Raw genomic sequence first — 19422 nt, forward strand, 5'->3', positions numbered from 1 at the left:
GCCATGCCCGCCCTTGGCCGAGTCCTGATCATCGCCGGCTCCGACTCCGGCGGCGGGGCGGGGATCCAGGCGGACATCAAGACGGTCACGGCGCTGGGCGGCTATGCGGCCACGGCGGTGACCGCGATCACGGTTCAGAACACGCGCGGCGTCAGCGCCGTCCAGCCGCTGGCGCCGGAGCTCATCGCCGCCCAGGCGCGCGCGGTGCTGCAAGACATCGGCGCCGACGTGGTCAAGACCGGCATGCTGGGCGACGTGGAGGTGGTCGAGACGGTCGCGCGCCTGCTCGACGAGGCCTGCGCGCCGGCGGTGATCGATCCGGTGATGGTCGCCAAGGGCGGGGCGCGCCTGTTGGCGCAGGACGCCGCCGATCCCATGCGCCGGCTACTCGTCCCCCGCGCCGCGGTGCTGACGCCGAACGCGCCGGAGGCCGAGGCGCTGACCGGCGTCCAGGTCGCGACCACCGACGACCTGCGCCGCGCCGGCGAGGCCCTGCTGGCCCTGGGCGCCGGGGCGGTGCTGCTGAAGGGCGGCCACATCCCCGGCCCGCGGGTCGTCGACGTGCTGATGACGCCCTATGGCGAGACCCTGCTCGAGGGTGAGCGGATCGAGACCCGCCACACCCACGGCACCGGCTGCACCCTGGCCTCGGCCCTGGCGACGGGATTGGCCCAGCAGATGTCGCTCGAAGCCGCCACCGCTCGCGCCTGGGCCTATGTGCAGGAGGCCATCGCCCGCGCCCCGGGGTTCGGCGCGGGACACGGACCGCTGGATCACGGCTGGCCGCTTCGGGGGAAGATGTGAGCGATCCGTTGGAGCAACGGCTGGAAGCCATCGTCCGGGCCAGCCCCAGCCTGATGACCGTGCTTGAGACCGCGCGCGACCTGGCGCTCCCCGACTGGCTGATCTTCTCCGGGGCGATCTACCAGCGGGTGCTGAACCACCTGACCGGCCGCGACGCCGACTACGGCATCAAGGACTACGACCTGGGCTACCACGACGCCTCGGACATCTCCTACGAGGCCGAGGACCTGGTGATCCGCCGCGTGGCCGCCGCCTTCGCATCGCCGCTGCGCGAGATGGTCGAGGTGCGCAACCAAGCCCGGGTCCATGTGTGGTTCGAGGGCAAGTTCGGCGAGCCCTACGCGCCGCTCACCCAGACCGCCGAGGCGCTGGCGCGGTTCACCAGCACCACCTTCTCGGTCGGGGCACGCCTGGAGCCGGACGGGCGGTTGACGGTGATCGCGCCCTTCGGCCTGGAGGACCTGTTCGCCCTGCGCCTGCGGCCGAACCCGACCCGCAAGACCAACGGCTTCGAACGCACCGCCGCTTCGGCCATCGCCCGCTGGCCGGAGCTTGTGATCGCAAATTAGCCAATTGGCTAATTCCTTCTTGCCAATTCCGCCCGGGCCGCTATCAGCAAGCTTCGCCTCTTAAGGGAGCCGCCCGTGCGCCAGTGGACCGTCGACGCCTTCGCCAACCAGCCGTTCCGCGGCAACCAGGCCTGCGTGCTGGAGCCGATGGAGGCCTGGCCAGCCGACGCCTGGATGCAGGCGCTCGCCGCCGAGAACAAGCAGTCCGAGACCGCCTTCCTGCTCAAGACGGGCGATCCCGCCCGCTTCGGCCTGCGCTGGTTCACCCCGGCGCTGGAGGTGCCGCTGTGCGGCCACGCCACCCTGGGCTCCGGCCACGTGCTGTTCGCTGAGCTCGGCGTGGCGGCGCAGGCTGTCACCTTCGAAACGAAGTCGGGGCCGTTGACCGTGCGCCGTGTGGACAAAGGCGGGGCCGGCGAAGGCTACGAGATGGATTTCCCCGCCCAGCCGCCGCGCCGCATCGAGACGCCGCCCGGCCTCGCCGAGGCCCTGGGCGTCGACCCGCAGGAAACCTGGGCGTCGACCTATCTGGTCGCCGTGCTGAAGGACGAGGCCCAAGTCCACGCCTGCACGCCCAACCTCGTCAAGCTGGAGGCGGTGTCGTCCAGCGCCACCGGCGGGCGCGGCAATGTCGGGATCGCGGCGATCGCCGACGCCGGCCAGCCCTACGACGTGGTCGACCGGTTCTTCGCACCCGGCTCGGGCATTCCCGAGGACCCGGCCACCGGCTCGCTGCACACCATCCTGGCGCCGCTGTTCGCCGACAAGCTGGGCCGGCCGCACGTCAGTTTCCGCCAGGCCTATCCCGGCCGCGGCGGCGACCTGGACTGCGAGGTCATGGGCGATCGGGTGCTGCTACGCGGGCGCGCGGTGACCGTGCTGGACGGCCAGCTGCGGCTTTCCGCCTAGCGCGGAATTCCGGCCTCAAGAGGAAACGCCCCGAGACCTCGCGGTCCCGGGGCGTGGCGCCGGTGTTCGGTTCGGCTGCGGATCGCGCCGAGGGTCAGTGCGGGCAGTCGGAGCTTCCCACCGGCGTCGTGCTCAGCTCAGCGAGAGCCGAGCTTCAACGCAACGCGTGACTAGCCTGCGGGCGCCCGATTGTCCGGCGCGCAGAACGCAGTTCTTGTGGATGGTTCTGTGGAAAACCCGGGTTAGGCGACGGCGGCCGAAGCGCTCGGGCCCGAGGCGCTCGGCGCCGAGGCGGCCTGGGCCGGGCGCCCGGCATTGCCGGTGGCGGCGGCGGTGAGCGCGGCGCTGATTGCTTCGTAGAGCTTGGCGATCTCGATCGGCTTGGCCACGTGGCCGTCCATGCCGGCGGCCATGTACTCGTCCACCTGGTGGGTCAGCGCATTGGCGGTCAGCGCCACGATCGGAGTGCGCTTGTGGTTCGTCGCGGTCTCGATGCGGCGGATCTCGCGGGCGGCGTCGATGCCGTCCATCACCGGCATCTGGATGTCCATCAGCACCAGGTCGTAGCCGCCGACCTTCCAGGCTTCCACCGCCTGCTTGCCGTCGCCGACGATGTCGATGTCGATGCCCAGCGACTCCATGACCGCGGCCAGCACCTGCTGGTTGGTCGGATTGTCCTCGGCGGCCAGCAGGCGGATGTTGCGCTCGCCGTCGTCGGGGATCGCCTCGGCGCTGGCGCCGCCGACGTCTTCCCCGCGGCCCAGCGGCACCTCCACCGTGAAGGTGGAGCCCTGGCCTTCGCGGCTTTCGACGTCGATGGAGCCGCCCATCATCTGGGTCAGTTCGCGGCAGATGGCGAGGCCCAGGCCCGTGCCGCCGAAGCGGCGGGTGGCCGAGTTGTCGGCCTGGGTGAATTTCTCGAACAGCGCCGGCAGCTTCTCCGGCGCGATGCCGACGCCGGTGTCGCGCACGACCAGGCGCAGGGCCTCGCCGCTCTGGCTGAGCTCCACGCGGCCTTCGACGGAGCCCTGCGGGGTGAACTTGACGGCGTTGGACAACAGGTTGCCGACGATCTGGCGCAGACGGTCGGGGTCGCCGCGCCACCAGCCGGCGGCCGCGTCGTCGATCTCGAAGCGGAAGTCGAGGCCCTTGTTCTTGGCCAGCACCTGGAAGGTCTCGGCGGTGGGCGACAGCGTCGGCCCGAGCTCGAAGTTCTCCTTCACCAGGCTGAGCTTGCCGGCCTCGATCTTCGACAGGTCGAGCACGTCGTTCAGCACGGCCAGCAGCAGGTTGCCGGACTGGCGGATGATCCCCAGGCGCTCGCGCTGGACTTCCGCCAGGTCGCCCATGGACATCACCTCGGCCATGGCCAGCACGCCGTTCAGCGGGGTGCGGATTTCGTGGCTCATGTTGGCCAGGAACTGGGTCTTCAGCACATTGGCGGCGTTGGCCGCGTCGCGGGCGCCCTCCAGGTCGCGCATGGCGGCCTTCAGGTCCTCTTCGCGTTCACCGAGCTTGCCGATCAAGTGGTTGAAGCTGGCGGTCAGGCTGCGGAACAGCTCGTCCTGCGCCTTCACCTCCACCGGCTCGAAGCGGCCGCCGCCGGCCACCTCGTGCATGGCCTCCGACAGGCGCTGCACCGGGGCGATCACCCGGTGCGCCATGCCGCGGGCCAGGAACAGGGCCACGCCGATGCCGCCGAACAGCAGGGCCGCGGTGAGCGCGATGAACTGCGGCAGCAGCGCGGTCAGCCTGGGGCTGTGCACCTGCAGGGTGAGCTGGCCGACCTTGTGGCCGTCGGCGATGACGTCGGTGGCGATGGTTTCCAGCGGCCCGGTGGCCGCGCCCTTCGGCGTGACGCTCGTCCTGGGCCGCTGATAGCTGGCGAGAAGGCCGCCCTTGGCGTCGACCAGGCGCGCCGAATCCAGGCTCTTGCTGCCGGCCAGGGCCTGCAGGGCGGCCTCGATGGACGGCTGGTCGCCGCGAGCGATGGCCGGCGCCTCGGTGGTGGCGGTGATCTCGGCCACGCCCGCATACATCTGGCGCGACTGGGTGCGGGCCACCGCCCATTGCTGCAGCATGAAGGTCAGGCAGGCGGCGACCAGCACCACCAGGGTGGTCACCAGGCCGACGCCGGCCACCCGCGCATGGAAGGTCGCCGTCGGCGCCGGGCCGGACGTCCCACTCGTCGTTGTGCCTACAGGCTCGGTCATCGGGCTCGCTGAGGGCCGCATCAGGCTCCCGGCTGTAGGGCAACAATCCTAACGTTTCGCTTCAGTGATCGGGGAAAGGCCGGGGGCCGCGCGCCCGGGTTCCGTAAAGTTACGTAGGTCTTGGCCGAAACTGTGCCTTGGGCGCCACAGGTACAACCGGCCGGGGAGAAAAATATGGTTAACAACCCATGAATCGATTGCGCGAACTTTAATAATCTATTTACCGTGAATTGTGGTTGTTCACCAAGTTGGGGATTCCTGATGGAAAAGGCATTTGTGGCTCAGCGCGTGGCGAAGAAGCTCTTCGTGACCGAAGCCGCCGTAGACGGTGCGCTGGCTGAAGCCTCCGAACTGATGAGCGAAATGCTCCGCGCCCGTAAGGACGTGAACGTTTCGATGGTGTTCGCGGACGAAGCCGCCGTGAAGATGGTCGAGGCGATCAAGGCGCTCAGCGAAGCCCGCACCGCGATGGTCGGCGTCCACAGCGAGCTGAACGAGGCCAAGCTGCGCCTCGGCATCCGCACCAAGATGGACATCCAGCCGAAGCCGCCGTCGATGGAAGAGGTCTCGCAGACCACCCTCCGCAAGGTCGGCTGAGCAAACCCTCTGGTCGGCTCCGGCCGATCATTGCGGTAGATTAACTGGTTAGGCGCCTCTAATTGGCATTAGGGGCGCTTAATCATGTCCGATCCATTCATTCCCCTGACTCTGTTCTGCCTGGCCGGCGTCTTGTTCGCCGCCTGGAAGGGCGGTCCGGCTGAACGCCTTGGGGCGGCCGTGGTGGTGCTCAACATCATCATCGGTTTCGCCTCCTATCGCCTGACGCCCGAGTGGGTCGGCATCATCCGCTTCTTCAACGACGGCCTGGCCGCCGTGGTCATGCTGGGCGTCACCGTGATCTACGGCGCGCTTTGGATGGGCGGGGTGATGCTGTTCTACGCCGCGCAGTTCTCGCTGCACGCCTACTACTTCGTCACCGACCGCCCGGATTCCGACCGGCTGCACGCGATCATCAACAACGTCGATTTCAGCGGCATCGTCTGGTGCCTGATCATCGGCGCCGCAGTCGCCTGGCGACGGCGGGTCAGGATCGCGCGCGCCGCGGCCAAGACCGAGGCCTGAGCCGCGCCTGCGGGGCGCCGCTATCAGTGTGACTGACAGCCGCGCATAGAAACTTTCCCTTGCCTCGCGGCGGGAACGCAGGCTTCTGGCCCGCGGGCCACGCCCTCCCAACGGGGCGCTGCCCATCTGTAAGGATGGGAGACATTGCTATGACGAATACCCCCAATCTCGTGGGGACGAAGCCGGCCATGCGTCCGGCGCGCCCTGAATTCTCATCCGGCCCCTGCGCCAAGCGGCCCGGATGGAACCCCCAGAATCTCAGCAACGCCGTGCTCGGCCGCTCGCATCGCTCCAAGCTGGGCAAGGCGCGGCTGAAGGAAGCCATCGACCGCACCCGCCAGGTGCTGGAAGTACCCGACGACTTCCTGATCGGCATTGTCCCCGGCTCCGACACCGGCGCCGTGGAGATGGCCATGTGGTCGATGCTGGGCCCACGCCCCGTGCAGCTGCTGGCCTTCGAAAGCTTCGGCAAGGACTGGGTGACCGATGTCACCAAGCAGCTGAAGATCGAGGCGCAGGTGCTGGACGCCCCCTATGGCGAGCTGCCGGACCTTTCCAAGGTCCGCCCCGACGCCGACCTGGTGTTCACCTGGAACGGCACCACCTCGGGCGTGCGCGTCCCGAACGGCGACTTCATCTCGGCCGACCGCGAAGGCATCACCATCTGCGACGCCACCAGCGCCGCCTTCGCCCAGGACCTCGCCTGGGACAAGCTCGATGTGGTCACCTTCTCCTGGCAGAAGGCGCTGGGCGGCGAGGCCGCGCATGGGATCCTGATCCTGTCGCCGCGCGCCGTGGCCCGGCTGGAGAGCCACACGCCGGCCTGGCCGATGCCCAAGCTGTTCCGCATGACCAAGGCCAATAAGGAGGGGGGCAACAAGGTCACCCTCGACATCTTCGAAGGCGCGACCATCAACACGCCCTCCATGCTGGCGGTGGAAGACGCCATCGACGCCCTGAAGTGGGCCGCCTCGATCGGCGGGCTCGCGGAAATGCAGCGCCGCGCCGACGCGAACCTGGGCGTGCTCGAGGCCTGGGCGCAGAAGACCGGCTGGGTGGCGTTCCTCGCCGCCGATCCGGCGATCCGCTCCAACACCTCGGTCTGCCTGAAGGTGATCGATCCCAAGGTGACCTCGCGCTCCGCCGAGGCCCAGGCCGACTTCGCCAAGAGCCTGGCTTCGGTGCTGGAGAAGGAGGGCGTGGCCCTCGACGTGGGCGGCTATCGCGACGCCCCGCCGGGCCTGCGCATCTGGTGCGGCGCCACCGTAGACGCCGACGACCTGATCGCGCTCACCCCCTGGCTCGACTGGGCCTTCGCCACCGTCTCCGCCGAGTTGGCGGCCGCCTGATTCAACGCCGCTCCCCGGCGAAAGCCGGGACCCATGCGGTGATTGCGGATGGCGCGGCCTCTCCCAGGTCACCCACAGCTCAGCTTGGGTCCCGGCTTTCGCCGGGATGAGCGGATCAAAAATTCAAAGGACACACCCACATGCCCCGCGTTCTCATCGCCGACAGCCTCAGCCCCGCCGCCGTTGACATCTTTCGCCAGCGCGGCGTCGACGCCGACATCAAGACCGGCCTCTCCAAGGAAGACCTGATCAAGGTGATCGGCGACTACGACGGCCTGGTCGTGCGTTCCGACACCAAGCCCAACAAGGAGGTCATCGCCGCCGCCAAGCGGCTGAAGGTGATCGGCCGCGCCGGCATCGGCGTCGACAACATCGACATCCCGGCCGCCACCGCCGCCGGCGTCGTGGTCATGAACACCCCGTTCGGCAACTCGATCACCACCGCAGAGCACGCCATCGCCATGATGTTCGCGCTCGCCCGCCAGATGCCCGCCGCCGACATCTCGACCCAGGCCGGCAAGTGGGAGAAGTCCCGCTTCATGGGCGTGGAGCTCTACGCCAAGACGCTCGGCCTGATCGGGGCCGGCAACATCGGCTCGATCGTCGCCGACCGGGCGCTGGGCCTGAAGATGAAGGTCGTGGCCTACGACCCCTTCCTGTCGCCGGAACGCGCCGTGGAGATGGGCGTCGAGAAGGTCGAGCTCGACGAGCTGCTGGCCCGCGCCGACATCATCACCCTGCACACCCCGCTCACCGACAAGACCCGCAACATCCTGTCGGCTGAGAACCTCGCCAAGGCCAAGAAGGGCGTGATGATCGTCAACTGCGCTCGCGGCGGCCTGGTGGACGAGGCGGCGCTCCGCGCCGGCCTGGAGAGCGGCCACGTCGGCGCCGCCGGCTTCGACGTCTTCACCCAGGAACCGGCCAAGGAGAACGTGCTGTTCGGCGCGCCCAACTTCGTCGCCACCCCGCACCTTGGCGCCTCCACCAACGAGGCGCAGGAGAACGTCGCCCTGCAGGTGGCCGAGCAGATCAGCGACTACCTCTTGACCGGCGCCGTCACCAACGCGCTGAACAGCCCCTCGGTCACCGCCGAGGAGGCGCCGCGGCTCAAGCCGTTCATCGCGCTCGCCGAACGGCTCGGCGCCTTCGCCGGCCAGATGGTCGACTTCGGGATCGGCGCCATCGATATCGCCTACGAGGGCGAGGTGGCGATGCTGAACGCCCGGCCGATGACCGCCGCCGCGCTGGCCGGCGTGCTGCGGCCCATGCTGGCCGAGATCAACATGGTCTCCGCGCCGGCGGTGGCCAAGGAGCGCGGCATCACCGTCTCCGAGAGCCGCCAGGAAGACAGCCCGATCTACGAGAGCCTGATCCGCGTCACCGTCACCACCGAAAAGGGCAAGCGCTCCTTCGCGGGTTCGGTCCTGGCCGGCGCGCCGCGCGTCGTCGAGGTCAAGGGCATGGACCTCGACGCCCCGTTCGCGCCCACCATGCTCTACGTCAACAACCTGGATAAGCCGGGCTTCATCGGCGCCCTGGGCAGCCTGCTCGCCGAGGCCAACGTCAACATCGCCACCTTCAACTTAGGCCGCGTCTCCGCCGGCGACGACGCCATCGCCCTGGTCGGCGTGGACCAGGCGCCGTCGGCCGAACTGCTGGAAAGGATCGAAGCCCTACCGCACGTGAAGGAGAGCCGGGCGTTGCGGTTTTAGAGGGCGCGGGCGACGCGACGACGCCGGCCTAGCTGGTGCGTCGCCGCCTGACGATCCACAGCACGGCCGCGAGACTGATGGCCAGTGCAGCGAACGCCGCGGCCGTGGCTTCCAGCCGTGCCTTTGGGTCGTGAACGGCGCCGGCGACGACGGGCACGACCACAAAGCCCACGGCGGACCAAATCCCGACAACGAGGGCGGGGAATCTGCCCCTGACCTTACTACCGATCGGGCGAACCAAGCCCCACAGGCTCCTGCCTAGAAACGACCAATAGATGAGGGCGACGGCGATCGTTCCAAAAATGGCCCACCAGGCGCCCAGATAGACAAGCATCGCGCAGAAGGCGAAAGCGAGAGCGAAGGGGATGGAATAGGCGACCGCCATTGCGGCGAGAAATGCGTAGCGGCCGTGGGTTGCAGATGCTTGTGCGCGCCTTAGTGGGCGATATTGCTCGGGAGTTGGCTCCGGCGGAATTCGGCGGACGGCCTCGTCGGGGCTCTGGGATTCGCGCTTTCGCAGGCGGTCGCTCATCAACAGGGCGACGGCAAGACCGATCAATAGCCCGGCTATCGCGAGGGAGGTAAACTCCGTCTGGGCCTTGGTCCCATGGACGTTGTTGTCGATGAAGAACAACACCCCCACGAGCAGAACGAACCAGGCCCCGACGATGCGCGGCGTCAACGGGCTGCCGGCCGCTTTCGGGCGGGGCTTGGCGGGGCGAGCGGGGAGTTCCTCCAGAACCCTGCGGGGCGGCAGATCATCCGATAGTGTGAACTCGTCCCAGTCCGGAGGACCTTCCTTAAAGGGACGCCAGATAACCTGATCGAACCGGGAATCTTGCTCAAGAACACCCGCGAACTTCCGCCAGAGTTCCAAATGCGCTGGGACTTCGCCGTTCCTCCCAGGGCCTTCGAGCAGCAGCCAATAGATCGGGTGGAAGGACTGCACGCGGCACCAGAATGAATGGCGACCGCCATACCGAAAGCGAAAATCCCAACCCATCTCGCCACCGTAGTCAGGGTCGGAGATGCGGCTGCATCCGAGGCTGGCGAAGATTTCGCTCATCGCCAGCGCGACGTTGCGTCCGCCATACACCCCTATCTCATCACCGGTCGCGACCTCGTCGTCGGGGAGGTAGGTAACGAAGCCGGCCCAGGTTGGAACACTCATTGCGGCGTCTCTGGGCTGTCTTGGGGGACTTGCCTGAGGGCGTTACCTAAAGCCACGCCAGTATCGTAGTCCTTCCAGATGGACGGAATCCTTGCCCAAATCCGTCCCGGGACGTCATACCTCTCAAGGCCCAGGCGATTTCCACTCCAGCCCCTGCCCCCGTTGAGATGGTCCGGAAGATTGCCGCCATAGTACTGGGGGTCTACGCCGAAGTGGTATTCATAGAAATCTCCCTGTGAAAGTCCCCGCGGTTTGGACACGTTGAAGGGGCTGTCCTTAATCCAGTCTGGGATCGGCACGTTCTTCAATAAGGGCGTCTTGTATCCAAGGATCGCATTTTGGCTTTTTGAGATGAAGGCGTGGTCACCCTGGCCTTCGTAGGGTTTGGACAGATACCTAGCGGTTGGCTCGTCAAATCCTTGGGCCATGAACTTCGCGACATTCGCTTCCCGCGTCGCCTCGAAGGTACTGGCCGCTTTTATACCTCCGAACACTTCTGGAGCGGTGAACAGCCCGGCAATCGTCGTCGCCGTCTCCCCGTCGTTTGCGCCTATGCCGAGCTCGTGGCCAAACGCGCCTGAGGCCGTGTCCGGGATTGGTGTTGCGAACGGATTCAGACTGCGGTTGGCCGCCTTGGCCGCAGAGGCGGCGTCCCTCGCCAGTCGGTGAGGATCGGTAAGCACGCTGCGACCGTATTGCAGCGCATCGTGCGTCGCAGTCTGGGCATCGTTCCACGCCGCCGCTCTGCCCTGGGGAAAGAAGAGGCTGCCGACGAAGTTGAGGCCGTGGCCAATGCCTTCGAGCGTGTGCCATCCGCCGCGGAGGACACCAGCGGGCACGCCGATGGCGTATCCGGCGCCGCCGGCCAGCCCTCGCACCACCGGATTGTGGTTCAAGCCGTCGAGGATGCCGGGGTGAGACGGCTGATTTTCCCGATGACCGATAACGTCGAACTCGCTCACCCACGGCCCGGCCGCCCCGCTCGATGGGCGCGCGACTGGGTCTGAGGTTTGAATCCCTGCTGGCGATGGTCCTTGTTGGACGCTGTGTCCGCTTTCCGGGGGATCAAACGTCCCACCCTGGCCAGCGCTACCAGCCGCCGCCGACGGATAGGGCGCGCCATAGTCGTTGTCGCCTTCGTTGTCTGGCGCGGTCGACGGGTATGTCCCTGTTCCGTTGAGGGTCGCCAATCCGATGGCGGTCAGGTCGCTCGAGTTCGGCGCCTGTACGTCGACGCCGCCCCACGTCCCTCGATTCCACAGGTCTCGCGCCACGGCGTCGGCTTCCGGGCCCAGTGAAAGCTGCCTGTTCCGCCAGACCATCCAGCTGTCGATGTCGCCCGGATCATCGTTGTCTTGCGAAGACCAAGCCTGCGGCATGCCACCCCCGATTTTCCGCGCGGAGGCGCCGGCGAGAATTTCTCGCAATGCCATCCGCCGAACGGATGGAAAGTACCATCACCATGTGCGAGAGCCAAGAACAAAAGGTGAACAAATTCTCTAGCCTCGCGTAGAGACTGGTTTGGTCCGGACCCACCGTGGCTTTCATCTCTGACAGCCAGTTTGCCTTGGGGTGGCCGCCTATCGAACCCTCTCCTTCTCTCTCGGCGCCGAGACGCGCTTGGTCTTCGCCTGGGCTTTGGGCTTCGGCAACAGCCGGAACCGCGTCTGGCACCAGGCGAAGTCGACGCCCACGTCGAGCAGGGCGTCGGACCGCCCGCACGGGCAGCCGAATTCCATCACCGCGATGACCCGATAGGTCTCTCCCGCCACCAGAGGCACCGGCCGTCCCGTGGCGTGGTTCGGGGCCGCGTTGACGCAGAGAACCAGGTCTCCGGGGCCGACGGCATCACTCATGGCTCTCACCCACTATCCGTGGCGGGAGCCTAAACTAGTCCCTGGTCGCCAAGGGGCAAGCTGGGCTTCGACGGGTCCGGCTCGCCTGGACCCGCCGGGGCGTCGATCTCATGGCGGCCGGCGTCAGCGCCCCACCGGCGTGACCGCGACCTTCTCGAACTTGAGGTTCTCCACCCGGCCGTTGTTGATGGTGAAGCCGTTGCACGCGCCGGCCTCGCCGCAGGCGAACGTCACCTGGCCGATCGGGAAGGTTCCTACGAACGTCGTCTTCCCCTCCGGCTCCAGCCGGATGTCGCCGCGGGGATGGCGCACTTCCAGAGCGCCGTCACGCACCCGCACATCGTAGATGACGCCGAGCTCGGCGCTGTAGTAGCGCCCTTCGTAGGCCTTGAGCTGGTCCGCGGCCGGCTTGGCGAGCACGGTTCGCTTCATGCGCCGGTCGACACCGTTCTGGCGCACGACGGCGCCGTCGATCCTGCCGCCGGCCGAGGGGCTGTCGAAGACCACTTCCACCGGGGGTGCGCGCAGGCGGAAGGCGGTGTCGGAGACGGCATACATCGGCGCCGACTGCTGGCCGGTCGCGCGCAGGACCAGGTGGTCGTTGTCCCGGGTGAAGGAGATGAAGAAGCCCGGCGCGACTTCGTAGTCGCCGACGTAGGCGTCGAGCCGCTTCGCGTCGACCTTGATCTCCGGCTTGTCGTCGAGCGGTGGCGGCGACGGCGGCGCGGGTTTCAGGCTGTCCTTCAGGTAGATGTCGGCGATCTTGTAGGCCGGGATTCCCGGATTGAGCCCCGCGTTGCCGAGAACCACGACTGAGAAGTGCTGGTCCGGAAAGCGCAGGATGAAGGTGCCGTAGGCGGCGTCGCCGCCGCTGTGCGAGACAGTCCTGAGGCCGCGATAGGTCCCGATCTCGAGGCCGGACGCATAGGGGATCTCCGCGCCGCTGTTGAGCTTGCCCTTCTCCTGCATCCGGGCCAGCAGCGCCAGGCCGCCGACCTTTCCGTCGTAGAAGTTCTGGTCCCAGCGGGCCAGGTCGCCGACCGTCGAGAACAGGCTCGACGGCCCCGTGGTGGAGTAGGTGAGCGCGACATAGCGGTACTGTCCGTCGGGCCCGCGCGCGTAGGAGTAGGCGCGGTTGGGGACGACGAGGCTGTAGCTGTCCTGGAAATGGGTGTGGGTCATGCCGAGGGGATCGAAGATCCGTTGCTTGGCGAACGCGGACAGCGGCTGGCCGGAAACCTGCTTCACCACCAGGGCCAGCAGGCTGTAGCCGCTGTTGCTGTAGAGGAATTTGTCGCCGGGCGGGAAGTTCAGCGCGGTCTGCTGGAAGAGCAGGCGCGCGACGTCATCGTCGGTGATCTCGTCGTCGAGCCGCCATCCGGCCAGCGCCAGCAGGTTCCATTGATCGCGGACGCCGCTCGTATGATGCAGCAGCTCGCGGATCGTCACGACCTTCCCGAAGTCGTGCAGCTGCGGGACGTATTTGCGCACGTCGTCGTCGAGCGACAGCTTTCCCTCCTGCGCCAGGAGGTAGATCGCAAAGGCGGTGAACTGCTTCGAGACCGAAGCCAGGTGGAACACCGTGTCCGGCGTGTTGGGCACGCCGTACTCCAGGTTCGCTTCGCCATAGCCGCGGCTGTAGACGATCTTCCCGTCCCGGATGACCGCGATCGCGGCGCCAGGAGAGTGCGGCTTGGCCCACGGGGCGAAGAGCTGGTCGACCGCCCGGGCCTCCTGCGTCGCCGTGACGGCGCCTACGCCGGGGCGATCCGCGGCGCGAACGCCGGTGGCCGGAAGCGCCACAAGGCAGGCCATCGCAACAACCAACGCCGTGATCTTCATCGCCGCCCCCGCCCGTAGGGCGGCAGGATCGGGCCGTGGCGATCAAAACGCAACGTGGGTGCGGCCACGGTTGTGGCGGCTCAGGCCAAGCGGGACCCGAAGCGCGACTCGGCGAGAGATAAAAGCCGCCCAGTCGCCTGGAAGACTGGTGGTGGGCATACGCGAGCCTTGACGACGACGTTCTTCCCCAGATTATTACATATGTAACTTCCGAGGGACGGGCATGGGCTTTCCAGTCGAGGCGGCAATCTCTTCCCTTGTCGGCGCGCTCGCGGCCCTCTGCTCCTCGCCGTCCGCCACGGCCGCCGAAGCGGTCGTCCGCCCGGCCCTGGATGGCGTGTTCGCCGCGTTTGAAACCCATCCGCTGGTCGGCCTGGGCGACCTGCACGGCCTGGCCAACGAAGGCGAGTTCTACAACAGCCTGGTGCGCGACCCGCGCTTCGCCGCAACGGTCGGCAACGTCGTGGTGGAGTTCGGCAGCAGCGCCCACCAGGACATCATCGACCGCTACCTGGCCGGCCAGGACGTTCCCTACGGAGAGCTTCGGCGCGTCTGGAGCGACACGGTGGGCGCGGCGCCGACCGTCACTTCCGTGATGTACCAGACCTTTTTCGCCCAGGTCCGGGCCGTGAACCAACGCTTGCCGCCCGATCGGCGCATCCATGTCTGGCTGGGCGAACCCGCCGCCGACTGGAACAAGATCCGTACGACGCAGGACCTCGAACCGTTCATGGACCAACGCGACGCGGCCCCGGCGCGGATCATCGCGCGGGAGATCCTGGCTCGGGGCAAGAAGGCGCTGGTGATCTACGGAACCTACCACTTCTTCAACGACGCGCCGCCCAACGTTGCCGAGCCGCCGCCGAGGCTGAAGGACCTTGTCGAGCGGAACCACCCCGGCGCCTTCTACGTGATCGCCCCCTACATCGGCTTCCCCAAGGCCGACTGTGCGACGACGTTCGAGGCGACGACGAAATGGCCGAGGAACAGCCTCGTAACGACGATCAAGGACACCGCCGTGGAAGCCGCCCTGTTGCGTCCCGGCTGCGCCCTGCCCGTCCCGACCCCGGTCGGTCCATCGTCGATCCCGGCGGCCGAACTGGCGCGCTGGCGGGAGCGGGCGCAGCGGATCAGCGCCGGGGTCGATGCCGACGCCTTGCTCTACCTCGCGCCGTCGGCGGAGCTCATGGTCTCGCCGAGCGATCTCACCCTGCTGATGGACGAGGCCTATTTCCGGGAGACCAGCCGCCGCATGCGGATCATGACGGGCCGACCGATGATCTGGTCGGACTACGCGGTGACTTTCAGCCGTCCGCCAAAGGCTTTCTGGGCGCGATAGCCGACGCCGCTAAATCCCCGCTCATTCCGGCGAAAGCCGGGACCCGAGCTGAATTGATGCGCTCGTTCGGGCGGCGCCAAGATCTTGAGCGCCCTATCGGCTCCGGCTTTCGCCGGGACGAGCGGAAATCAAAGTCACGAACCCACGCGGACAAAGCAGAAGGCGCCCTCTAGCGCGAGCCTTCTTTCCGTGTGTTCCGTGGTTCCCGACTTCCCATCCCACGCCGCAGCGCTCAGAGGCCGGCCCTGGGCCTCGGCGGCGACTCCCGCCTCACCGCCTGCGACGCCAGGAAAGTCCCCATTTTGGGTAACCGCCGGTCGGGACGGCTCCGGGGATCAGCCTAGCGTTAGGAAGCTCGGCCGCAGATGGCAGGGTCCGAGACGCCACGTGGGACGCTTTCATGAGCCTTCGACCCGCCGACGCCTACCTCGATTTTTCCAGCGTCACCGCCCTGGTGGTGGACGACCACGCCACCACCCGGACCCTGATCGCCGAGGTGCTGCGCGGCCTGGGCATCACCCGGATTCTCAAGGCGGAGAGCGCCACGGAAGGCTGGAAGATCGTGCAGGCCGGTCTCGTCGACGTGGTCTTCGCGGACATCGAGTTGGGCAAGGAGGACGGCCTGGCGTTCGTCCGCCGGATCCGGGCCGCCGGCGAGCGGCGGATCGCCGGCCTGGCGATCGTCATGGTCTCGGCCCACGCCACCGAGGCGCGTGTAATCGAGGCCGGCGCCATGGGCGCCGACAGCTTCATCAGCAAGCCGTTCAGCGTCGCGCGCTTCGCTCGGGCCGTTTCCGAAGGGTTCGCCAACCGCCGGATGCTGGCCGACGACCGCGCCGCGGCGACCCGCGAAATCTGATCCGCCGCCCCTGCCCGTCCGAAAGGCCCGTCTGGCCCGTCAGTCCAGATTGACCCCAGCGGCCCGCAGGTTGCGGAACAGTCGGCGCAGGTTCATCAGGTTCACCTCCAGCATCTCGGTGCGGCGTCCGTCGTCGATCACCGCGGTCGGGACCACCACCCCACCCTTCACCTTCACGCACTGGCCGGTCGCGACCATCTTGGCCACGTGCCGCCGGGTGGTCTCGTAGGGCAGCCCCAGGCTCGCCGACAGCGCCAGGATGCTGACCGGCCGGCGAACTTCGTCGGGCGGTGGCGTGTCGACGCCGTCGAACCCGCTGGCCACGCGATCGAGGTGTGAGACATTGGCCTGCACCAGGGCCAGGTTCACCAGGCCGGTGAGCAGCTCGCCCTCGGCCAGTTCGCCGATCATCTTCAGCGAGCGCAGCAGGTAGTCCGCCGCCAGCCGCGAAGCCAACCGGGTCTTGTCCTCGGGGGAAGGTTGCGACATGCGATGCGTCCAGGAAGCGGCGGCCCGGCGAAGTCATCATCGGCGGCTGGGTCGGTCAAGGCTGGCCGGCCAGGGGTTTCCGAGACACAATCGGGAAACAGCCGCGGCCTAGAGACCGGCGAAAGACACGATTTCAAAGACAGGATTTCAGGGGGAGCCATCATGACGATCCGCACCACCATGACCGCCGTCGCGCTCGCGCTGGGCGCCGTTACGCTTCCCGCGGCAGCCCTTCCCACAGCGGCGCTGGCCCAGGGCGGTCCGACCGCCACCATCAAGCAGGGCGCGCTGCAGGGCGCTTCGGTCGAGGGCGTCGAAGAGTTCTGGGGCATCCCCTACGCCGCCCCGCCGGTGGGCGACCTGCGCTGGAAGCCGCCGGCCGCCGCCAAGGGCTGGAGCGGCGCGCGCGACGCCACCAAGGCCGGCGCCTCCTGCCAGCCCGCCCGGGACGGGAGCCAGGTCGAAGACTGCCTGTTCGCCAATGTGACGCGGCCGGCCGGCGCCAAGCCCGGTCAGAAGCTGCCGGTCTATGTCTGGATCCACGGCGGCGGCTTCACCATCGGCTCGGCCACCGGCGCCTTCGGGGCCCAGACCGACGGCATCCAGTTCGCCAAGGACGGCATCATCACCGTCTCGGTCAGCTACCGCCTGGGCCGCGCCGGCTGGTTCGCCCATCCGGCGCTCTGCAAGGAAGGCCCCTGCGGCAACTACGGCCTGATGGACCAGATCGCCGCGCTGAAGTGGGTGAAGGCCAACATCGCCAGCTTCGGCGGCGACCCGACCAACATCACCATCGGCGGCGAGAGCGCCGGCGGCATCTCGGTGCTGGAGCTGATGCTGGCGCCCGATGCGCGCGGCCTGTTCCAGAAGGCGATCGGCGAGTCGAGCTTCGGCCGCCTGGAGCCCACGCCGATGGCCGAGGCCCAGGCCGCGGGCCTGAAGGCCGCCCAGACCGCCGGCGTCAGCGGCGAGGATGCGGCCGCCGCTACGGCGCTGCGCAAGCTGCCGCTGAGCGCCATGCCCTATACCGGCCCGTTCACCAGCCGCGCCGGCCCGATCCTCGACGGGCGCTATGTGCAGGGCGGCATCGCCGAGGGCTTCGCGGCGGGCAAGTCAGCCAAGGTGCCGCTGCTGATCGGCGGCAACTCCTACGAGGCCAGCCTGTTCCGGCCCACGCCCGCGGCCTTGGACGCGATACCGGCCGGCCAGAAGGCCGCCGCCATGGCCGCCTTCGACCCCAAGGGCGCGGGCGACAAGCAGCAGATCGTCGATGACATGGCGACCCGCCAGTACATCACCGAACCCGACCGCGCGATCAGCCGCGCCCAGTCCAAGGCCGGCCAGAAGGTCTACACCTACTACTTCTCCTATGTGACCCCGGCGTCCCGGACGACGCCGCAAGGCAAGTGGGGCGCGGGCCACACGGCGGAGATCAAGTTCGCCTTCGCCGGGCCCAAGCAGCAGTTCGCCGATGCCGACCTGGCGTTGGCCAAGGCGATCAACGCCTATTGGGCGGCCTTCATCAAGACCGGCAACCCGGACAGCGCCGGCGGTCCGGCCTGGCCGAAGTTCGAGCCGGGCGAGACCTACATGGAATTCGGCGCCGCCGGCCCGCAGCCGCACGACCACTTCCTGAAGGCCGAGCTCGACTGGCAGGAAGCCCGTGTGAAGGCCGGCGAAGGGGCCTCTCCGACCTCGCCGAAGTAATTCCCACCATCGTCATCCTCTGGTCAGCCGCAGGCTGATCCAGGGGACCCAAGCTGAATTGCTGGGTAGGTCACGCCGAATGGGTTCCCCGGATCGCCTCTTCGGGCGACCGGAGGATGACGGACTATGGGGCCTGATAGCCCTCGACCACATAGACCCGCGACGTCGAGCTGGCGTCGCGGATCGGCAGGATGGCCTGGTAGTCCGGCGAGGACCGCCAGGCCAGCGCCGCGGCGCGGTCGGCGAATTCCAGGATCACGATGCGGCCGGGCGGCTCGCCATCCACCGCCTCGGTGGCGCCGCTGCGCACCACATAACGTCCGCCGTGCTTGGCGATGGTTGCGGGAACCTGCACCACATAGGTCTGGAACAGCTGCGGATCGTTGACCCAGATCTCGTTGACGACATAGGCGGCCATGGCGGGCTCCGGCGGATCGAGGCCGCCAGCCTAGCCGCCGCGGGGCCGGGCGTCAGGCGCGCTTCTTGGCCGGCGCCTTGCGGTGTGCGGAGGCCTTGTGGGTCGCGGGCTTGTTGGCGGCATGGTGGGATGCGGTTTTGCGCCGTTCGCCGCCCTGACCCAGGCTGCGTTTCAGGGCGTCCATCAGGTCGATGACCTCGGCCTCGCGGGGCTCCTCGGGCGCCTCGACGGTATGGCCCTTCTGCTTTTCCTTGATCAGCGCCCTGAGCGCGTCCTCGTAGCGGTCGTTGAACTGGCTGGGGTCGAAGGGGCCCTCGAGCTGGTCGATGATCTTGGCGGCGATCTCGATCATCTGGGCCGGCGGCTTGACGGCCTTGATGGCCCCGAACACGTCGTCGGCGTCGCGGACCTCGCTCTTGTTGCGCAGGGTGTAGGCGACGATGCCCTTGTCGAGCGGCTCCAGCGCCATCAGCCGCTCGCGCTGGTGCATGACCAGCCGGCCCAGGGCCACCTTGCCGGCCTTCTTCATCGCCTCGCGGATCACCGCGAAGGCCTCGGCCGCCATGTCGCCGTCGGGCGCCAGGAAATAGGGATCGTTCCAGTAGAGCCGGTCGATGTCCGCGTCGTCGACGAAGCGCTCGATGTCGAGCGTCCGGGTGGTCTCCAGGCGCACGTTCTCCAGCTCCTCGCCGGTGACCACCACATAGCGGCCCTTCTCGATCTCATAGCCCTTGACGATCTCCGAGCGCTCCACCGGGCCTTCCTCGGGGTCGGTGGGGATCATGCGGATGCGGTTGTGGGTTTTCTTCGAGAGCATGTTGAAATGCACCTCGCCGCCGCGCGAGGTGGCCGTGTAGAGCGCCACCGGGCAGCTCACCAGGGAAAGCCGCAGGTAGCCCTGCCAGGTCGGACGGGTGGCCATGATCTGAGTTCCGCAAGCCCTTGAGGAGACTCACGAAACGCTGGGGGTGTCATCCCGGTTTCGCGGCACGCGAAGACCGGGACCCATAGACTCCGCGCCGCAAGACGAGGTGCAGCATGGCCGCTGCAATCCATCCTG

18 protein-coding genes are annotated in these 19422 nt (G+C 67.8%); 10 read left to right on the top strand and 8 right to left on the bottom strand.

Features of this window, described 5'->3' with window-relative positions; genetic code table 11:
• The first annotated feature begins 3 nt into the window (after positions 1–3).
• From thiD to VGL85_RS14585, 3 genes are all read left to right on the top strand, one after another.
• Positions 4–804 (top strand): bifunctional hydroxymethylpyrimidine kinase/phosphomethylpyrimidine kinase, encoded by an 801-nt coding sequence (thiD, locus tag VGL85_RS14575; protein ID WP_331589679.1) that lies wholly within the window; start codon positions 4–6, stop codon positions 802–804.
• A 53-nt stretch (positions 805–857) separates the two neighbouring features.
• Positions 858–1373, top strand: a complete 516-nt coding sequence (locus VGL85_RS14580) for a nucleotidyltransferase family protein (protein WP_414695270.1) — start codon at positions 858–860, stop codon at positions 1371–1373.
• Positions 1374–1448: 75 nt separating this feature from the next.
• The gene (locus tag VGL85_RS14585) at positions 1449–2282 is read left to right on the top strand and encodes a PhzF family phenazine biosynthesis protein (protein WP_331589681.1); all 834 of its coding nucleotides are present in this window, start codon (positions 1449–1451) and stop codon (positions 2280–2282) included.
• Positions 2283–2524: 242 nt separating this feature from the next.
• Here the strand turns inward: VGL85_RS14585 and VGL85_RS14590 are convergent, their stop codons facing one another.
• Positions 2525–4495: an ATP-binding protein gene (locus VGL85_RS14590; RefSeq protein ID WP_331589682.1), complete on the bottom strand. Its 1971-nt coding sequence runs from the start codon at positions 4493–4495 to the stop codon at positions 2525–2527.
• Positions 4496–4801: 306 nt separating this feature from the next.
• On the opposite strand from VGL85_RS14590, the gene VGL85_RS14595 reads away from it, so the two are divergent.
• The 4 genes from VGL85_RS14595 to serA all read left to right on the top strand — a co-directional run bounded on the left by VGL85_RS14595 (position 4802) and on the right by serA (position 8681).
• Positions 4802–5092: a hypothetical protein gene (locus tag VGL85_RS14595; RefSeq protein ID WP_331589683.1), complete on the top strand. Its 291-nt coding sequence runs from the start codon at positions 4802–4804 to the stop codon at positions 5090–5092.
• Between the two features lie 84 nt (positions 5093–5176).
• Entirely contained in the window at positions 5177–5617 is a 441-nt protein-coding gene (locus VGL85_RS14600; protein WP_331589684.1) for a hypothetical protein, read from the top strand.
• A gap of 149 nt (positions 5618–5766) precedes the next feature.
• Positions 5767–6966: a phosphoserine transaminase gene (locus tag VGL85_RS14605; RefSeq protein WP_331589685.1), complete on the top strand. Its 1200-nt coding sequence runs from the start codon at positions 5767–5769 to the stop codon at positions 6964–6966.
• Between the two features lie 140 nt (positions 6967–7106).
• Entirely contained in the window at positions 7107–8681 is a 1575-nt protein-coding gene (gene serA / locus VGL85_RS14610; protein WP_331589686.1) for a phosphoglycerate dehydrogenase, read from the top strand.
• A gap of 28 nt (positions 8682–8709) precedes the next feature.
• Here the strand turns inward: serA and VGL85_RS14615 are convergent, their stop codons facing one another.
• The 4 genes from VGL85_RS14615 to VGL85_RS14630 all read right to left on the bottom strand — a co-directional run bounded on the left by VGL85_RS14615 (position 8710) and on the right by VGL85_RS14630 (position 13550).
• Entirely contained in the window at positions 8710–9852 is a 1143-nt protein-coding gene (locus tag VGL85_RS14615; RefSeq protein ID WP_331589687.1) for a hypothetical protein, read from the bottom strand.
• On the bottom strand, positions 9849–11231 hold the full coding sequence (locus VGL85_RS14620; RefSeq protein WP_331589688.1) for a hypothetical protein: 1383 nt from the start codon (positions 11229–11231) through the stop codon (positions 9849–9851). Before VGL85_RS14620 ends, VGL85_RS14615 begins: the two co-directional genes overlap by 4 nt.
• A 201-nt stretch (positions 11232–11432) precedes the next feature.
• Positions 11433–11708: a hypothetical protein gene (locus tag VGL85_RS14625; RefSeq protein ID WP_331589689.1), complete on the bottom strand. Its 276-nt coding sequence runs from the start codon at positions 11706–11708 to the stop codon at positions 11433–11435.
• Between the two features lie 123 nt (positions 11709–11831).
• Positions 11832–13550: a serine hydrolase gene (locus VGL85_RS14630; RefSeq protein ID WP_331589690.1), complete on the bottom strand. Its 1719-nt coding sequence runs from the start codon at positions 13548–13550 to the stop codon at positions 11832–11834.
• Positions 13551–13773: 223 nt separating this feature from the next.
• On the opposite strand from VGL85_RS14630, the gene VGL85_RS14635 reads away from it, so the two are divergent.
• The gene (locus tag VGL85_RS14635; RefSeq protein ID WP_331589691.1) at positions 13774–14889 is read left to right on the top strand and encodes a hypothetical protein; all 1116 of its coding nucleotides are present in this window, start codon (positions 13774–13776) and stop codon (positions 14887–14889) included.
• Positions 14890–15289: 400 nt separating this feature from the next.
• Positions 15290–15748 (top strand): response regulator, encoded by a 459-nt coding sequence (locus VGL85_RS14640; RefSeq protein WP_331589692.1) that lies wholly within the window; start codon positions 15290–15292, stop codon positions 15746–15748.
• Positions 15749–15787: 39 nt separating this feature from the next.
• Here the strand turns inward: VGL85_RS14640 and VGL85_RS14645 are convergent, their stop codons facing one another.
• A complete protein-coding gene (locus VGL85_RS14645) occupies positions 15788–16237 on the bottom strand; it encodes a hypothetical protein (RefSeq protein ID WP_331589693.1) in 450 nt (149 codons plus the stop codon).
• 162 nt (positions 16238–16399) lie between these two features.
• Here VGL85_RS14645 and VGL85_RS14650 point away from each other — a divergent pair, with 162 nt between their 5' ends.
• Positions 16400–17944, top strand: coding sequence for a carboxylesterase/lipase family protein (locus VGL85_RS14650; protein WP_331589694.1), 1545 nt, complete (start codon positions 16400–16402; stop codon positions 17942–17944).
• A 124-nt stretch (positions 17945–18068) separates the two neighbouring features.
• Here VGL85_RS14650 and VGL85_RS14655 read toward each other — a convergent pair whose 3' ends face one another.
• Positions 18069–18362, bottom strand: a complete 294-nt coding sequence (locus VGL85_RS14655; protein WP_331589695.1) for a DUF1330 domain-containing protein — start codon at positions 18360–18362, stop codon at positions 18069–18071.
• 52 nt (positions 18363–18414) lie between these two features.
• Complete coding sequence (locus VGL85_RS14660) at positions 18415–19284, bottom strand: Ku protein (protein WP_331589696.1); 870 nt, start codon at positions 19282–19284, stop codon at positions 18415–18417.
• Positions 19285–19422 lie beyond the last annotated feature (138 nt).

This window comes from Phenylobacterium sp. (assembly GCF_036501465.1).
Taxonomy (GTDB): domain Bacteria; phylum Pseudomonadota; class Alphaproteobacteria; order Caulobacterales; family Caulobacteraceae; genus Phenylobacterium.

Bases quoted from the DNA above. Each gene is read 5' to 3' on its own strand.
- thiD (WP_331589679.1), top strand. From the start codon at position 4: ATGCCCGCCCTTGGCCGAGTCCTGATCATCGCCGGCTCCGACTCCGGC.
- VGL85_RS14580 (WP_414695270.1), top strand. From the start codon at position 858: ATGACCGTGCTTGAGACCGCGCGCGACCTGGCGCTCCCCGACTGGCTG.
- VGL85_RS14590 (WP_331589682.1), bottom strand. From the start codon at position 4,495: ATGACCGAGCCTGTAGGCACAACGACGAGTGGGACGTCCGGCCCGGCG.
- VGL85_RS14600 (WP_331589684.1), top strand. From the start codon at position 5,177: ATGTCCGATCCATTCATTCCCCTGACTCTGTTCTGCCTGGCCGGCGTC.
- VGL85_RS14605 (WP_331589685.1), top strand. From the start codon at position 5,767: ATGACGAATACCCCCAATCTCGTGGGGACGAAGCCGGCCATGCGTCCG.
- serA (WP_331589686.1), top strand. From the start codon at position 7,107: ATGCCCCGCGTTCTCATCGCCGACAGCCTCAGCCCCGCCGCCGTTGAC.
- VGL85_RS14615 (WP_331589687.1), bottom strand. From the start codon at position 9,852: ATGAGTGTTCCAACCTGGGCCGGCTTCGTTACCTACCTCCCCGACGAC.
- VGL85_RS14620 (WP_331589688.1), bottom strand. From the start codon at position 11,231: ATGCCGCAGGCTTGGTCTTCGCAAGACAACGATGATCCGGGCGACATC.
- VGL85_RS14625 (WP_331589689.1), bottom strand. From the start codon at position 11,708: ATGAGTGATGCCGTCGGCCCCGGAGACCTGGTTCTCTGCGTCAACGCG.
- VGL85_RS14630 (WP_331589690.1), bottom strand. From the start codon at position 13,550: ATGAAGATCACGGCGTTGGTTGTTGCGATGGCCTGCCTTGTGGCGCTT.
- VGL85_RS14635 (WP_331589691.1), top strand. From the start codon at position 13,774: ATGGGCTTTCCAGTCGAGGCGGCAATCTCTTCCCTTGTCGGCGCGCTC.
- VGL85_RS14640 (WP_331589692.1), top strand. From the start codon at position 15,290: ATGAGCCTTCGACCCGCCGACGCCTACCTCGATTTTTCCAGCGTCACC.
- VGL85_RS14645 (WP_331589693.1), bottom strand. From the start codon at position 16,237: ATGTCGCAACCTTCCCCCGAGGACAAGACCCGGTTGGCTTCGCGGCTG.
- VGL85_RS14650 (WP_331589694.1), top strand. From the start codon at position 16,400: ATGACGATCCGCACCACCATGACCGCCGTCGCGCTCGCGCTGGGCGCC.
- VGL85_RS14655 (WP_331589695.1), bottom strand. From the start codon at position 18,362: ATGGCCGCCTATGTCGTCAACGAGATCTGGGTCAACGATCCGCAGCTG.
- VGL85_RS14660 (WP_331589696.1), bottom strand. From the start codon at position 19,284: ATGGCCACCCGTCCGACCTGGCAGGGCTACCTGCGGCTTTCCCTGGTG.